This window comes from Micromonospora sp. NPDC005291, assembly GCF_040607415.1.
Classification (GTDB): domain Bacteria; phylum Actinomycetota; class Actinomycetes; order Mycobacteriales; family Micromonosporaceae; genus Micromonospora.
Map to the genome: position 1 here is coordinate 184,540 of NZ_JBEXGR010000005.1, position 15,999 is coordinate 200,538.

Genomic DNA, 15,999 nt, shown 5'->3' on the forward strand with positions numbered 1-15,999 from the left:
GTTTCACGTTTGGTGGGGTGGCCGGGGTGGATCGGCTCAGCCGGGGCCGGCTCGCGTGGCCGTGGCTGTCGACGTGTGGCAGGGTTGGCGGGTGCCACCCACTCCCGCCGGCCAGTTGGCCGTTACGAATCTGCACCGGGCCGCGCGGATCGAGGACGCCGTGCACCAGCTCGTCCAGCGACGGCTGCGGCGCACCGGCTGGCGGGTCAACATCGTCGCGTACACCGGCTATGGCGCGCCCGGCTGGGTGCGGGTGATGTGCCGGGTGCTGCTGGGCCGACCGGACACCCGCCAGCGGGGTCGGCTGGACAAGGTCCGCGGCTGGCGCAGCTTCACCACCCTGCCCAACAAGCACGTCACCGTGACCATCGAGGCCGGCGGGGTACGGCACGAGACGCAGGCCGACCGCAGCGGCTTCGTCGACACGCTGGTCGAGGCCGACCTGGCGCCCGGGTGGGGCACGGTCCGCCTCAGCGTTCCGGACGCCGAGCCGGTCGACGCGCCGGTGCGCATCCTCGACCCGGAGGTCAAGTTCGGCATCCTCTCCGACATCGACGACACGGTGATGGTGACCGCGCTGCCCCGGCCGCTGCTCGCCGCGTGGAACACGTTCGTGCTCGACGAGCACGCCCGCAACGCCGTTCCCGGTATGGCGGTGCTCTACGAGCGGCTGGTCACCGCGCACCCCGGCGCACCGGTCTTCTACCTCTCCACCGGCGCGTGGAACGTGGCCCCCACCCTGACCCGCTTCCTGTCCCGGCACCTCTACCCGGCCGGGCCGTTGCTGCTCACCGACTGGGGCCCGACCGCCGACCGCTGGTTCCGCAGCGGAATGGAGCACAAGCGGGTCACCCTGGCACGGCTGGCCAAGGAGTTCCCGGAGGTGCGCTGGCTGCTGGTCGGCGACGACGGGCAGCACGACCAGGAGATCTACCGGGAGTTCGCCGCCGCCCACCCGGAGAACGTCGCCGGGGTGGCGATCCGCCGCCTCTCCCCGACGCAGTCCGTGCTGGCCGGTAGCCTGCCCGCCCCGGCCGGTCGCCCGTCGTCAGGGCCGGTGGGTCAGAAGTGGTTGTCGGCCCCGGACGGCGCAGGCCTGTGGCAGTTGCTCCGCGAAGCCGGCCTGGTCTGATCTCCTCACATCTGCCGGTGGCGATGTGAGGTCGTTGCGGGAAAATCGTGAAGAATACTTGCGCAGCGGGTCGGCAGCATTGAACATATTTTCGTGCGCAGAGACTATGGTCAATATCTTGCAGGGCTGGCGCTGGTAGCGGCGCTGGTGCTCGGCGCGGCTGCCCCCGCCTCCCCGCCCACCCCGCCGGACACCGTGCCGGTGGCCGCCCAGGCGGCCTGCGTAACCGATCCGGCCACCCCGAAACGGCAGTTCCGGGGCATGTGGATCGCCAGCGTGGCCAACATCGACTGGCCCAGCCGCACCGGGCTCACCCAGGCGGCCCAGCAGGCCGAGTACCGGGGCTGGCTCGACCTGGCCAAGCAACGTCGGATGAACGCCGTCGTCGTGCAGATCCGCCCCGCCGCCGACGCGTTCTGGCCGTCGACGTACGAGCCGTGGTCGCAGTGGCTCACCGGCGCCCAGGGCGGCAACCCCGGCTACGACCCGCTGGCCTTCATGGTGGCCGAGGCGCACGCCCGCAACCTGGAGTTCCACGCCTGGTTCAACCCGTACCGGGTCGCCACCGACACCGACCTGACCAGGCTGGCGGCCAGCCATCCGGCCCGCAGGAACCCGGGCTGGGCCGTCGCCTACAACGGCCAGCTCTACTACAACCCCGGCATCCCCGCTGTCCGCGCCTTCGTGCAGGACGCCATGATGGACGCCGTCCGCCGCTACGACATCGACGCGGTGCACTGGGACGACTACTTCTACCCGTACCCGGGCAGCGGTGGCGGTTTCCCCGACCAGGCCACCTTCTCCCAGTACGGCGCCGGCTTCAGCACCATCGCCGACTGGCGGCGCAACAACGTCAACCTGCTGGTCCGGGAGATGCGCGACCGGATCCGGGCGGTCAAGCCGTGGGTGAAGCTCGGCGTCAGCCCGTTCGGCATCTGGCGCAACGCCGGCACCGACCCGCTCGGCTCGCGCACCACCGGCCTCCAGTCGTACGACGCGATCTATGCCGACACCCGCCGCTGGGTGAAGCAGGGCTGGATCGACTACATCGCCCCGCAGATCTACTGGCACATCGGCCACTCCTCGGCCGACTACGCGGAGCTGGTCCGCTGGTGGTCCGAGACCGTGGCCGGCACCGACGTGCAACTGCTCGTCGGGCAGGCCACCTACCGCGCCGGGGCGTCCGGGCAGGACGCCGCCTGGCAGGACCCGGCCGAACTGACCGACCACCTGACGCTCAACCGCACCCACCCCCGGATCCTCGGCGACATTCACTTCAGCGCCAAGGACGTCCGCGCCGACCGCATCGGCGCCGTCTCCCGGGTGGCGACCGACCACTACCGCCGGCCCGCGCTGGTGCCGGCCGGGGTGGGCGGCGCCCCGCCCGCCGCGCCGAACCTCACCTCGGCGGTACGCGGCACCGGCGGCGTGACCCTGAACTGGCAGCGCGGTGCGACCGGCAGCACGGCCTCGTACGCGGTGTACCGGCTGCCCGGCGACGGCGCGGTCGACCCCTGCGACCTCGCCGACGCCCGCAACCTGCTCGGCACGGTCCGCGCCTCGGGCAGCACCGGGACGTTCACCGACGCCACCGCCGCGGCCGGGTCGACCTACCGGTACCTGGTGACCGGGCTGGACCGGCTGCACCACGAGAGCCCGGCGAGCAACGCGCGGGTGGTCACCGGCACCGGCGGCACGTTCAGCGTGATCGTGGACAACGCCACCGCCGGTGGCTTCACCGCCGCCGCCACCTGGGGCACGTCGTCGTACCTCAGCACGCGGTACGGCGCCAACTACCGGTTCGCCGAGCCGCAGGCGGTCAGCGACCCGGCCTGGTTCAGCGCGACGCTGCCCGCCGCCGGCTCGTACCGGGTCGAGGTCTGGTACCCGGCCGACTCCGGCTACAACAGCGCCACGCCGCACCTGGTCGCGACGGCGAACGGGACCGTGACGGCCACCGTCGACCAGCGCAGCGGCGGCGGGCAGTGGCGGGTGCTGGGCACCTACGACTTCGCCGCGGGAACGCGCCAGGTCGTCGGGGTCAGCCGCTGGACCAGCACCCAGGGGTACGTCGTCGCCGACGCCGTCCGGATCACCCGGCTCTGAGGCGATCCCAGGAGGAGCGGATCAGCTCCCGCTCGGTGGCGGCGAGGTGGGCAACCGTGGCCAGCCAGGCCCAGGCGTACCGGTCCGGGTCGGGATCGGTACGCCGACCGAACGCATCCCGCCCGCGCCGGTCGGACTCGTCGGTGAGCGCGGCGACCACCGTGGCGGCGGTCGTGAAGCCGGCGCGGCGCAGCGGACCGGTCAGCGCGGTGCCCTCACCGCGGGCCGTCTCGACGACGGCACGGCGACCGCCGGAGACGGCCAGCTCCACCAGCCGGCGAACCCGCCACAGCGGGGACTCCGCGACCGGGTCGACACCGACGGCGAGGACCTGTTCGGTCATCGCGGCCGGGTCACGCGGCGGTAGGTGACCGCCCTGGATCTCCTCGTAGCCGAGGTCGGCCCGGCCGTGCCAGTCCGCCGGCAGCCGGAGCGTCGTGGCGGCACCGGGCACCGGGCCGACCGCGAGCGGGCGCAGGGTGCTGGCTCGGTCCGGGTCCAGCCGGCCGACCACCCGGATCCGCAGGCCCGGCCGGGAGGCGAGCCGCCGTAGGTTGGCCACGTGGGCCAGCATCGGGTGGGAGCCGGCCGGCGCCAGCCGGATCAGCGGGCCGTCCGGCACCGGCGCCCGCTCCGGTCCGGTGTCGGTGGCGGGGGCCAGCTCGCGGGCCAGCACCTGGTCCCCGACGGCACCCACGACCATCAGGTCACCGCCGACCAGCGCGGTACCGGCCCGGATCGGGTCCTCCGGGTCGTCGGCGGCGAGTTGGGCGGTCACCATCTCGGCGAGTGGGCGGGCGAACAGTTCCGCCAGCGGTCCGATGGCCCAGTCGGTCTCGGGGAGCGGGCTGGCGCGGACCCCCTTGCCGGCGCCGAGCCGGCCGTCCGGGGAAACCGTGGTGCCGGTGATCCGCAGGCCGCCGCGGGCCAGTACCGCGTGGTTGACCGCGACAGCGCCCATCTCGGTGACCGCCCGGGCGCAGTCCCGTGCCCGCTTCGGGCCGCCCGGTTTCACGTCGCCGAAGGAGAGCCGGCGCCCGTCAGCGGCGACCAGATGGGTGACCACTCCGGCGTATCCGTTCGCGCTGATCACCGGCTCCCGGCAGACGCCGTACACCTCCAGCGTTCCGTCCGGCTGGTAGGCCCGCCGGAGGATGCCGACCAGCGCCGGGTCGGGATCGCCGGCGGCCAGCCGGCCGACCACGTAGAGCAGGTCGTGCAGCACCTCGACCAGCTCGGCCAGCCGGTGGCCGGCCTGTCGTTCCCGTTGGGCGCGCAGGCCACGGACCGTGCGCAGCGCGGCGCTCTCGGCTCGCGGCAGGCCGGCCAGCCGCGCGCTGTGGGCGGCCCGCAGTAGTTCGGCCTGGGGAACCGCACCGGCGGCCGGCACGCCGGCCGCGAGCACTGCGGCGGCGGCCCGCCACAGCGCACCGGCGGCGGCCCGTTGCGCCTTCGTCGGTGCCGTGTTCTGGCCGGCACGACCGGCGGCCGATCTCTCGGTCCGTCCGGTCCGGCCGGTTTTAGCGCCATGGCCGTCCGGAGCGGACGACGCCCCGGCGGACGCCGGGTCCGGATGGGTAACCGGATCGGCGACCGGGCAGGTGACCAGGACTGCGGTCCGGTGCAGACAGCGGGGTGCCAGCAGGCAGCTGCACCGCGCCTGGTGCCCTCCGGTGACCGCGCCGGTCGGCCCGGGCGTGAGGGTGACCAGGGCCTCGGCGTCGCAGTCGACCGATACGCCGCCGTCGACCCGGCCGACCGGTACCCCGGCCAACCGTCCGACGGCGGCGTCCAGCCGCTTGTGCAGCCGGGGTGGCAGGGCGGCCACCGCCGCAGCGGCGACCTCCGGCAGCACCGGCGGCAACAGGTCGGTGGGTGTGCGGTCCGTCAACGTGATCCTCCGCGGATACGATCGCCCACCCAGCGGGCGAGTTCGAGCGGGCTGAGCGCGGCGACCGGCATCCCGGCCGCGACGAGTTGCTCAGCGACCGGTACCGAATAGCAGGGCGCGCCCCGGTCGTTCAGCGCGGCGCAGCCGAGCAGATGCACACCGGAAGTGGCCAGGGTGCGGACCTCGCCGAGCAGCCCGGCCAGCGGGTAGCCCTCCTCGAAGTCGCTGACCACCGCGACGATGGTGCGGCTCGGCACGGTCACCAGCGAGCGGGCGTGGGCCAACCCGGCGGCGATGTGCGTACCGCCGCCGACGCGCACCTCCAGCAGCAGCGACAGCGGGTCGTCGACCCGGTCGCTCAGGTCGACCACCTCGGTGGAGAAGGCGAGGAAGTGGGTGGACAGGGTCGGCACCCCGCCCAGCACGGCGGCCGTCAACGCCGACCACACCACCGACGCCTCCATCGAGCCGGACACGTCGACCACCAGCACCAGCCGCCAGTCGGCTTCCTTGCGGGTCCGGGCGTTGAAGACCGGGCGTTCCGGCACCACGACCGTCCGGCCGTCGTGGAGCCGCTGGGTGTGCTGCAGGTTCGCCCGCAGCGTACGGGCGAGGTTGATCCGGCCCCCGGGACGGCGGGACGGACGCGGGTTGGTCAGCCCGGTCAGCGCCGGACGCATCTGGGTGGCCAACTGCTTGGTCAGTTCCTCGACCAGCCGCCGGACCAGTGGCCGCAGTTTGGCCAGGTGCCCCTCGGGCAGTCCGCCGGCCAGTGACAGCACCGAGGTCAGCAGCTCCATCGAGGGGCGTACCGCGGCCGGGTCGAGCTCGGTGAGCACGTCGGTACGGCCGTTCTCGGCCGCCCGGGCGATGACCTCCTCTCGTACCGAGGTGCCGAAGAGCGCCTCGAGTTCGTCGGCCCACTCGCGTGCGGTCGGGAAGGAGGCATCCTGGCCACCCCCACCGCCAGCCCCCTGGCCGACGTTGGTGGCGCCCTCGCCCTGGCCCGCCCCGTACAGCTCGTCCAGGGCGCGGGCGTAGCGGCGGGCGCCGGCCGGCAACCGGTCGGGTTGGCGGCCGAGCAGCAGCCGCCACCGGTCGGTGGGGGTGAGCTGGGCAGCCGGCGTGTCCGGGCCGGGTTCGGTGTCGGCGGAGCCGCTCGGCGTGTCCGGGCCGGGTTCGGTGTCGGCGGAGCCGCTCGGCGTGCCCGGGATCGGTATGCGGCGGGCGATCAGGGCGGCCCGACCGGCAAGGTCGGCGGCGGTCCAGCGGGCCAGCATCTCGGGCGGGACGGACAGTGCCAGATCGAGCCGATCGCCGAGCCGGTCGGCGACGGTGTGCAGCAGCCGGTCCCGGGCCGCCGGGGTGAGCACGTCGAACCCGCCCCGCAGTGCCGGCAGCCGGTCCAGGAACTCGGTGTCGGTGAGCCGCTCGATCCGCTCCAGCAGCGGGTCCAGCGCAGCCGGGGCAGACTGCAGCAGCGGATGCGCCGCAGTGAGCAGACCCCCGAGCAGCCGGTGCAGCTGCCGACGGGTGTCCGGTCCGGTCGCCGCGTCGATCCAGCCGGCCATCCGGGTGCCCAGGACCTCCAGGTCGGTCAGGTCGAGCAGCACCCGGGCGGCCAGGGCGGCGCCCTGGATCAGCGGCGAACCGGCCCGGGCCAGGTGGCCGAGGGCCTCGTCCAGGCGCAGGCCGATCCGATCCTCGCCGGCGCGGACCGCGAGGTCGACCAGCGCGGCGGCGTCGGCTGTGGCGTCGCTGCCGGCCAGGCCCGGCAGCCCGCGGACCGCCGCGTCCAGCAGCACGACGGCCAGCTCGGCAGCCCGGGCCCGGCCGTCGGCGGTGGTGCCGGGCAGATGCTCGCGGCGCAGGGCCTCCAGCAGGTCCAGGGCGGCCAGCAGCTCGGGCAGCGTGCCGGTACCAGGCAGCACCACGGTGGCCAGCTCGAGCCGGTCCGTGACCAGCTCGGGCAGGTCGCAACGGGCGGCGTCGCGCAGCCCGGTGAGCAGCTGCGCGGCGGTGGGGCCCCCGTCGGCGGACTCCCGGCGGAACCGGTCCCGCAGGGTGCCGGTCGCGGCCAGCGCCGCGGTCACCCCGCGTACGCCGACCAGGTCCAGCCGGGCCGCCACGGACGGCGTCCAGGCCAGTTGCCAACGGGTGGTCAGGGCGGTGCCGTCGCCGGTGCCGGAGACCGCGATCGGCTCGCCGTAGCCGACGCCGCAGATCTGCAGGCGTTGCAGCAGATTCTCTCGCCGCCCGTCCAGCTCGGTGCGCAGCGGATCCAGCCGGACCTCCCGGGACTTCGGGCTGTCCGGGTTGGGCAGCCGCAGCGCGGTGAGTTCCGCCTCGACGGCGGGACCGAGGCCGGACCGCGGCGTACCGGGGGCGATCCGGCCGCGCTCGGCGCCGACCAGCACAATTTCCAGCGCCTTGGCCAGCGCTCGGCCGCGGCCGAGCAGTTCACCCTGGCCGAGCACGGTGGTCACCGCCTCCAGCACCTCGCCGCGGCCGGGGGCGGGCAGGTCCCGCAGCCGGGCCAGGTCGCCGGCCAGCCGTACCGTCTCGGCGGCCTCGCCGGTACCGGCGGTGTGACCGGCCGAGCGGAGTTCCCGGCACAGGTCGGTGACCGCCCGGGCGGCGGCGACCCGGATCTGTTCTGGGTCGCCGGCAGCGGTGAAGACGGACTGCTGCCAGCGCGGGTCACGGATCCCGGCTGGGTAGCCGGAGCGGGAGTCGAGCAGGTCGAACGTGTACGGCACCAGCGAGGTGATCGCCGTGTCGCCGCCCTTGGTGGTCGGCCCGGGCCGGGTCGTCACGGACCGGACCGTACCGGCCTGAGTGGCGCCGCCAGCCGTGCTGGCCGTGGGGGCGGGGCCAGCGTCGGTCGACGGGGTGGCGAGCAGGGCCGGGGCGTGGAAGGCGCCGATGACGGCGGCGACCCGCCGGCCGTCCGCGCTGGTCTCGGCCAGCACCTGGCGCATGTGTCGCTCGCGGGCCAGGTCCCGGGCCGGTATGCCGTCGCCGCTGGCGCTGTCGGTACGCATCGCCCATCCGACGCCGAGGGCGGCCCGACGGACCGCCTCCGGTGGGCAGCCCGGGGCGCGCACCTCGACCACCCGGTCCCACAGGTCGTCGCCGTCGCGGCCGGTGCCGCTGGCGCTGAGGGCGGCGGCGTAGCCGGACTGGCGCGGGCCGCGCACCGGCTCACCGGCGTCCGGGTCGCCCTCGGCGTCCGGCTCGGACCCGGCGATCGAGTCGGAGTCGGTGGCCGGTTCGATGGTGTCGGCGCTCCAGCCGGGGTCGGTCAGCGGCAGGTCGCAGCAGACCACCTCGACGCCACGCTGTCGGGCCCAGCGGATCGCGGCCAGTTCCGGAGAGAAGTCGGCGAACGGGTAGAAGCCCGTCGGCCCGTCCTCGCCGTGGCTGCCGACCAGGGCCAGCGGGGCCCGGGCGGCCGGGTCGGACAGGTACGGCAGCCAGCGCTGGAAGTCGGCCGGCAGCTCGATACAGACCACCTCGGCCGCGGCGGCGTCAAGCAGCGCGGGGAGCGCCGCCGCCAGGGCCGGGCTGTGATGCCGCACCCCGATCAGGTACGGCCGGACGCAACCGGCGAGCGCGTCGACCACGGCTCGTGGGTCGGCCGGCGTCGAATCGACAGTCGACGGGCCGGCCGCCACCGGGTCGGCGGTCGGCGGTGCCCCACCGGGCGACGTGCGGGGTACGGTCGTCACCGCAGGTTCTCCCGCAGATCCCAGAGCCGGCGCCACATCGCCGAGCCGTCCTCAGCGCGGCGGCGGACCGGGCCGTCCCAGTAGCCGAGCAGCCGGGCGTGGTCGTTCTGGTCGTCCTTGCGGACCACGCCCAACAGGTGCCCGGGGACCAGGTCGAGCGCGTCCCCGCCGGGCAGGTACGCGGCGGCCAACCCGAGCGAGGCCGCCACCTGCACCGCCTCGGCGGTGGACATCACCGTGCCGGGCCGTTCCACGTCCCAGCCCTCGCCCGACCGGCCGGAACGCAGGTCGCGGAACACGGTGACCAGGGCGTCCAGCACCGCGTTGTCCACGGTGTACGCCGCGCCGGCGCGCTGCACGGCGGCGGTGGCCTGCCGGCGTACCAGGTCGGTTTCGGTGTCCACATCCGAGATCGGGTGGATGGTCTCGAAGTTGAACCGGCGCTTGAGGGCCGAGGACATCTCCGAAACGCCCCGGTCCCGCAGGTTGGCGGTGCCGATCACGGTGAACCCGGGTGCCGCGCGGATCAGGCCGTCCTCGGTGCCGCTCAGCTCCGGCACGTTCATCCGCCGGTCGGACAGGAGGGACACCAGCGCGTCCTGCACCTCGGGCAGGCAGCGGGTGATCTCCTCGATCCGGACCACCCGGCCGGTACGCATCGCGGTCAGCACCGGCGAGTCGACCAGCGCCTGCGGGGTCGGGCCCTGGGCGAGCAGCAGGGCGTAGTTCCAGCCGTACCGGAAGGCGTCCTCGGTGGTGCCGGCGGTGCCCTGCACGGTCAGAGCGCTGGTGCCGCACACCGCGGCGGCCAGCAGCTCGGACAGCATGGACTTGGCGGTACCGGGCTCGCCGACCAGCAGCAGGCCCCGCTCGCCGGCCAGAGTGACCACGCACCGTTCGACCAGGCTCCGCTCACCGACGAACTTCGCCGGGATGGTCATGCTGGCCGGCAGTTCGGTGTCGGCCGGGCCGGTGCGCCGGTCGGCGGGCAGCTTCAGCGTCTCGCCGTCGCTGCCCCGGATGAAGGTGACCACGGCGCGCGGGGTCAGCGCCCAGCCCGGCGGCCGGGCCCCGTCGTCGTACGCGGCCAGGAAGGCCAACTCGTCGGCGTACCGCTGTTCGGCGGAGAGGACCTGGGCGGCGGTCTCCGGCACCACGGTGGGGCGGACGTGTTCCGTCACGGTCACGGATGTTCCTCGATCTCTATCTGGTTCGGGCGAGGGTCAGCGGCGGGTGCCGCGGGTGGGCAGGTTGTCGAATCGGGGCCGGTCGCCGTCGCGGAGGCGTTGCCAGGCCCGCAGGTAGAGGTCGGCGGCGGGCTCGAACGGGACGGTCACGCCGAGCCCGGCCGTACCGTCTGGTGCGAGGCCGAACAGGGTGGTCTTCCAGCCTTCGATCGGTTTCTGCCCGCGGCCGCGCTCCAGCCATGGGCCGGGCAGGAACAGCGACCGGCCGGCGCGGGACCGGCTGGCCTCGACGACCAGTTCGGTGCCGGCCAGTTCGGCGCGAGCCGCCTTCAGCCGGGCCGGCTTCCACCCGGTCCACTTCGTCGTGTCGCGGTCGGTCGGGTCCGGCATGGCCAGCAGCATCAGGTACACCGCCGCCGCGTCAGCGCCCAGGCCGTGTTCCCCGGCTGCCTCGGCGACCAGGTCGGGCACCGAGCGGGTCGGATCCTGCGGCCACCAGGTCCCGTCTGCCGCCCGCGCGCCGTCGCCCGGTTCCCCCGAATCGCCGAGCAGCGCCGCGAAGCGTGGGTCGCGGACCAGCCGCAGCGCCACCTCCGTCGGGTACGGCTTGGTCGCGTCTGCCCGCAGCGCCGTCAGGTACGGGTCCGTCCCGTCGACGTCGAGCAGGTCCGGCCGCAGCGCGGGCGAGGGCTGGGCGTCGGCGGTGGCCAGGACGATGGCGCCGTAGCGTTCCCAGCCCGGGCCGGTCGCCGACGGGGTGCCGGCCATCTGGCGGAACGCGGGCAGGGAGACGTACTCGTTGAGGTCGAGCAGCAGGTCGGGGTTGGCCAGCCGATCCCGGATCAGAGCCAGCGTGGCCGGCAGCGTGGCCCGGCACGGATCGCCGGCCGGCGTGTGGTGGGCGACCCAGGCGGCCAGGGTGACCGCGGAGCACAGCACCTCGCCGGTGAAACCCGTTGGCTGGCCGTCAACCGGCTGGGCCCGATCGCCCTTGATCTCGAAGGTCAGGTCGGTGTTCAGCTCGGCCGAGCTGGCGGGGCCGAGCACCGCCGGCAACGCCTTCGTGGGTGCCCAGTCGGTGCCGACCGCGCGCACCGCGTCGATGAAGAGCTGTTCGGGCACCACCGCCCGGCGTCCCACGGCGGCGTTCCAGACCCTCGCGGCGGCGGCCACGTCCACACCATCGGTCCACAGCCGGGCCGGGTCGTCCGGCAGCAGCGCCGAGACCGCGGCCAGCCGGACCGCCGGGCTTGACTCGTACAGCAATTCGTAGGCCAGGTTGACCTCGCGGGCCTGCTTGATTCCGAGTGTCTTGAGCAACTCGGGCGTGGCGGTGTCCATCGAGTTCCCGTACAGCAGGCCGGCCAGCACCAGCTTCCCGGCGGTGGGGGTGACGCCGGTCAGCTCGGCGAACTGCTCGGCCGCTTCCGGCCGCCAGGGCAGTGGGCCGCGCGCGGCCCACTCGGTGAGGAAACCGGTCAGCCAGCCGCCCGGCCGTTCGTCACCGACCGTTGCCGAGGACCGCACCGTGTACGGCTCGGGCACGGCGAACACGCCGGCCGGGTCGTGGTACAGCGCGTCGAGGAGGTAACCGCCGGCGGTGCCGAAGTGGTGGAGCACGGCGATGAACGCCCCGTCGGGCAACGGCAGGATGCCCGGTCGGGGGTATCGGGGTGCGCCGTCGAGGCCGGTGAGGTCGTCGTCCCGCAGGTACAGCGAGAATCGACGCCAGCGGGCTGGTTCGGCCGCCGCGCTCACGTCGAGCCGGTCCAGCTCGATGAGCAGGGCGCGCAGCGTCTCCCGGTGTTCGTCCGGGGTGACCGCCGCGACTGCCCGGTAGGCGACGGCGGCGACAGCGCCGAGCACGTCCCACCAGTTCAGGGCAACCGGCAGCGACGGCCCGTCGAGGTGCAGCCGTACGGCGGCTTCGCTCCCGGTGGCGGCGGATCGCTGGGCGGCGATCACCTGGAGCTGGGTGAAGGCGTGGGTCGAGCTGCTCGCCCTGGCTGCCGAATGCAGACCGTTGAGCGCCAGCTTGAGCTGCTCGTCGGTCGGCCCGCTCGCGGTGGCAGCCGGTGCCACCGCCTTCGGGGCGGACAGCGACGTGGTGAGCCGCTCGCCTACCGCCTCCAGGTCGGTGCGCACCTGGGCGGCCAGCCGCAGCACGCCGGCCACCCCGGCCAGCAGCGCGTCATGGCTGATTGTCGGCAACGTCGAGCGGACCAGTTCGACCAGGGCGTCCTTGCTGTCGACGGTGGCGGATGCGCCGGCCGTTGGGCCGACCACGGACCCCGGGAGGGCGATGGGAAGGCCGGTGATGGCCTGCGTGGCCGCGGTCAACCCGGATCGGGTCGCGGCCTGGGCGGCGGCCCGTGCGGCCGCTTCGGCCATGGCGGCGCGGCGTTCGTCGAGGGCAGCCTTGAACAGCGTGGCGGCGATGTCCCGGTCCACCCGGCGCAGGGCCGCGGAGCCGGCCGGATCCCGGTGCAGCATGTTGCCGAGGAACTCCCGCCTCGGCAGCGGGACCATGCTGGCGGTGTAGGGCCGGCCCGACGACGCTCCGGCGGTGGCTGACACCACACCGTCCGGGTCGACCAGGACGAAACCCTCGAGGACGGCCCGTGGCCGGTCATCGCCGGGCAGCATCAGCGCCGCGATCGGTTCCTGTCCCGGGGCCACGGTGACGGTACGGCCAGCCAGGTCCTCGCCGCGCACCGCGTCGTCCGGCAGGGTGACCACCCGCCAGCCGAGTAGACCGTCCACCGGAGCGGCGGCCGGGGTGGCCCGGTCGGACAGGGCCGGCCGCAGCCAGCTGGCCGACTCCTGGAGGCGGCTTCCACGCACCGGCAGCTCGGCCAGGAACCGGGGCAGGCTGCGTCGGCCGTGGGTGTTGCTGGCCGGGTCGTACTCGCGCCAGCCGTCGTCGCTGTTCTCCTCGTCCGGGCGGTAGACCCAGTGAGAGGTGCCGTCGGTGATGACCGGCAGCTCCACCGGGACAGCGGTGTCACGGGGGTGCAGCACGCCGCCGCCGGTGGTCCGGCCGCCGCCGGCCAGCGGCAGGGTGATCTCGTGCGGGTGCCCCTGGCCGCGAAGAGTGCCGTTGATGGCCTGGGGCTCGTCGGGTGACGAGTGCCAGTAGCCGCACAGGTCGTAGTTGAACGACTGGGAATGCCAGAAGACCAGCAGTTGGCCGTCGACGTAGTGGTAACCGGGCTGGCGCCACCTGTCGCCGGCCGGGATTCGCAGGTCGTGGCGGAGCACGATGCCCTCGGCGCCGAGCACGCGCACCGTGGTCGGCCCGCCCATGATCACGTACGGCCAGGCGTCCTGCTGGGTCACCTCGACCCGGTGGTCGCCGCCGGTCACCTCCTGCCAGGCCTGCTCCCAGTCCGGCCAGCCCAGCTCGTCGAGGAGCCCGCCGCGCAGGCTGCGGCCGACGTGCTCGGCGAGGTCGACGTCGAGGGCCTGCCTGAGCTCGCCGCCCACCGCCTGCGCGGCGGGCCCGTCGAGGTCGTCGAGGACCAGGCGCAACGCCTCGACCGGGAGGTTGCCCAGCCACTTCACCGCATCTGGAAGGTATGGCAGCCCGGTGGTGAACCGGTCGCGGATCCGGGCCCGCAGCCAGTCGGTCAGCAACGGCCGGACGCCCCGCGTTCCGGCCAGCCGGCGCTGGGCCTGCTGCTGGTCGTCGACCTGGTCGAGGCCTCGGCGTAGAGCCCCGGTGAACCGGTCGTCGCAGGCCAGGGCGAGCAGCTCCCGCTCTCCCTTGACACTCACCCAACGCGCAAGATCCAGGGTGTCGCGTTCCTTCGGCGGTGCCACCGGCAGGTCGAGGGCGAGCAGCAGGTCGAGCAGGTCCAGGTCGCCGGCGACGGCGAGGGCCTCGCCGCTGTCGGCCAGCTCGGCGCGCAGCCGGGCGGCCATCCGCTCGACGAGTGGGTACAGCTCCCGCAGTGGCCGGTGGCGGTCCAGGTTGGCCCGACTCACGAAGCGGCGCAGCCAGCCGACGGAGCCGTCCTGCGGACGGGCCGCGTCCGGCACCTCCGGGTCGGAGAGCCCGGCGAGCGCACCGGTGTCGGCCAACAAGGCCAGCCACCTGACCAGGTTGTTCCGGTCGGCGGGCATCAGATCGAGCAGGCTGCCACGGATCGCCGGGTCGCGGCCGGCCAGCGCCGTCACCGCCGGCAGGTGCGCCTTCCACCAGCCGGCCGGCGCCTCGGCGGCCACCGGCAGTCGCAGCAACTCGGCCAGGTAGGCCGCCTCGCGGTCGGCGATGGCGGCGGCGCCGGCCGCGCCAGCGGCCCTGGTGGCGGCCCGGACCAGCCGCTGCACCGCGTTGGCCGACTGCGCGGAGGGAACCACGCCGGCGGCCGCTGCCCGCAGGGCCAGCCGGCAGAACCGCTCCAGCGCCTCGTCGGCCGGCAACTGGGCGGACAGCTCCTTCGCGTAGCCGGCCAGGGCGGTCGCGGAGACCACCTTGGCCGATGCGAACTCCACGTAGACCTCGTCCAGCCGGTTGAGGTCGACCGGCAGGCCGTGCTGCGCCTCCGCCTTGCGCGCCTTGTTGAACAACTGCGTCGCGTAGGTGTCCTGCCCGGCGGCCAGGAACACCCGCGCCGCCTGCTCGAAGAACGTCGGCAGGAAGTGCGGCAGCGTACGGGCGAGGCGGTCGGCGACGCTCTGGTGCCCGTCCAGGGCGGCCTTCGGCCGCGACCTGACCTGCTTGGCCAGCTTCTGCAGCTCCGGCACCACCGCCAACGCGTGCCGGCCGTCCGCCGGGTGGTGCACCAGTACCCACTCCGGGAAGGCCAGCGGGCGGCGCGGGCCCAGCCCGACGACGGCCGGCTCGGCGCCCGGTGTCAGACCGAGGAACCCGACGGCCATGTCCTCGCCCTCGCCGAGGGCTGCGTCGACCAGGCGAACCACCGGCCGGTCGTCGAGGGCCGGGTGTCGGTAGGTGCGAGCGGTGAGGGGCACCGCCCGGTCGCCGACGCCGGCGGTGCCGGTCGGCAGCACCGCGCCGGCGGCCAGCAGGCTCTCCGCCAATTCCCCGTCCGATCTGGTCGTCATCCCGGTCACGCCTTCTCTTCCGTTCGGGCCAGGGCGCCGGACAGGGCCATCGCCATCCGTATTCCTTCCGACCAGGCCACCGGCCCGACCTCGGTCAACGGCAGCATCGGCCCGTCCACGACCGACCAGGAGAGGCTGCCGAGGGTCGCCTCGGAGTCCCAGTAGGTCTCGTCGAACCACATGGCGGCCTCGACCGTGCGGCCGGCCTCCCAGACCCGGCACTTGACCTGGCTGTTGGAGACCCGGAAGCCGAGCGTGGCGGCGCGGGCGGCCAGCCGGTTGGGGACCGTGGTGCCGTGGAAGTCGTTGATCGTGTTATCCCGGTCCTTCAGGTTGGCCGGCCTGCCCCAGATGTCCCGGTGCAATTGCTCGACCCGCTGGGTGACGTCCAGCTCGTCGGCGAACTCGCGCAGGTCCGCCAGATCGGGCACGCGCATCGGGTGGGGCAGCGTGGCGCTGGCCGGCGAGAGCCGGACGGTGTCCCCGTCGAGGTTGACCACCCGCAGGTCACCGGTGTCGGTGACGTCCCGCAGGAAGCCCGGCTCGGCCGGGTCGTCCCCGAGCACTACGAGGTCGCGCAGCGCGCCCTGCCAGGCCGGGTCCGGCCAGACCCGGGCCAGCAGCCCGGTCGGCACCGGCAGTGAGGACACCATCCAGGCGTCGACCCGCGCCAGGCAGTCGGCGGTGTGCCGATCCAGCCACTGGCTGAGCTGTCGCAACCGGTCCACCTCGGGGTCGTCGCGCAGCGACTTCGGCAACGTCCTCAGTGGACGACCGCTGGCCCGTGTGCCGGTGGATCGGGCCGCCACCTTTCCGTCCACGAGAGTGACCTCATAGGAGTCTCCGACCGCCAGCCAGCCCATCAGGAACACCCTCCACAGT

7 protein-coding genes are annotated in these 15,999 nt (G+C 74.2%); 2 read left to right on the forward strand and 5 right to left on the reverse strand.

The features are described from left to right. Window positions 1-91: 91 nt before the first annotated feature. Together ABZT18_RS09545 and ABZT18_RS09550 are read left to right on the forward strand one after the other, a co-directional pair. Window positions 92-1,132 (forward strand): phosphatase domain-containing protein, encoded by a 1,041-nt coding sequence (locus tag ABZT18_RS09545; RefSeq protein ID WP_354993928.1) that lies wholly within the window; start codon window positions 92-94, stop codon window positions 1,130-1,132. A gap of 93 nt (window positions 1,133-1,225) precedes the next feature. Then, entirely contained in the window at window positions 1,226-3,238 is a 2,013-nt protein-coding gene (locus tag ABZT18_RS09550) for a family 10 glycosylhydrolase (protein WP_354993927.1), read from the forward strand. Here ABZT18_RS09550 and ABZT18_RS09555 read toward each other — a convergent pair. The 5 genes from ABZT18_RS09555 to ABZT18_RS09575 are packed head-to-tail and all read right to left on the reverse strand — an operon-like array spanning window position 3,225 to window position 15,980. After that, window positions 3,225-5,129 carry a hypothetical protein gene (locus ABZT18_RS09555; protein ID WP_355250906.1) on the reverse strand — a complete coding sequence of 635 codons (1,905 nt, stop codon included), beginning with the start codon at window positions 5,127-5,129 and terminating at the stop codon, window positions 3,225-3,227. The genes ABZT18_RS09550 and ABZT18_RS09555 overlap by 14 nt on opposite strands. Further along, complete coding sequence (locus ABZT18_RS09560) at window positions 5,126-8,860, reverse strand: DUF5682 family protein (RefSeq protein ID WP_354993925.1); 3,735 nt, start codon at window positions 8,858-8,860, stop codon at window positions 5,126-5,128. The genes ABZT18_RS09555 and ABZT18_RS09560 overlap by 4 nt, the downstream gene beginning before the upstream one ends. Continuing rightward, window positions 8,857-10,047 carry an AAA family ATPase gene (locus tag ABZT18_RS09565; RefSeq protein ID WP_354993924.1) on the reverse strand — a complete coding sequence of 397 codons (1,191 nt, stop codon included), beginning with the start codon at window positions 10,045-10,047 and terminating at the stop codon, window positions 8,857-8,859. Before ABZT18_RS09565 ends, ABZT18_RS09560 begins: the two co-directional genes overlap by 4 nt. Before the next feature lie 36 nt (window positions 10,048-10,083). Beyond that, window positions 10,084-15,117, reverse strand: coding sequence for a hypothetical protein (locus ABZT18_RS09570; RefSeq protein ID WP_354993923.1), 5,034 nt, complete (start codon window positions 15,115-15,117; stop codon window positions 10,084-10,086). A 5-nt stretch (window positions 15,118-15,122) separates the two neighbouring features. Then, complete coding sequence (locus tag ABZT18_RS09575) at window positions 15,123-15,980, reverse strand: DUF4132 domain-containing protein (protein ID WP_354993922.1); 858 nt, start codon at window positions 15,978-15,980, stop codon at window positions 15,123-15,125. Window positions 15,981-15,999 lie beyond the last annotated feature (19 nt).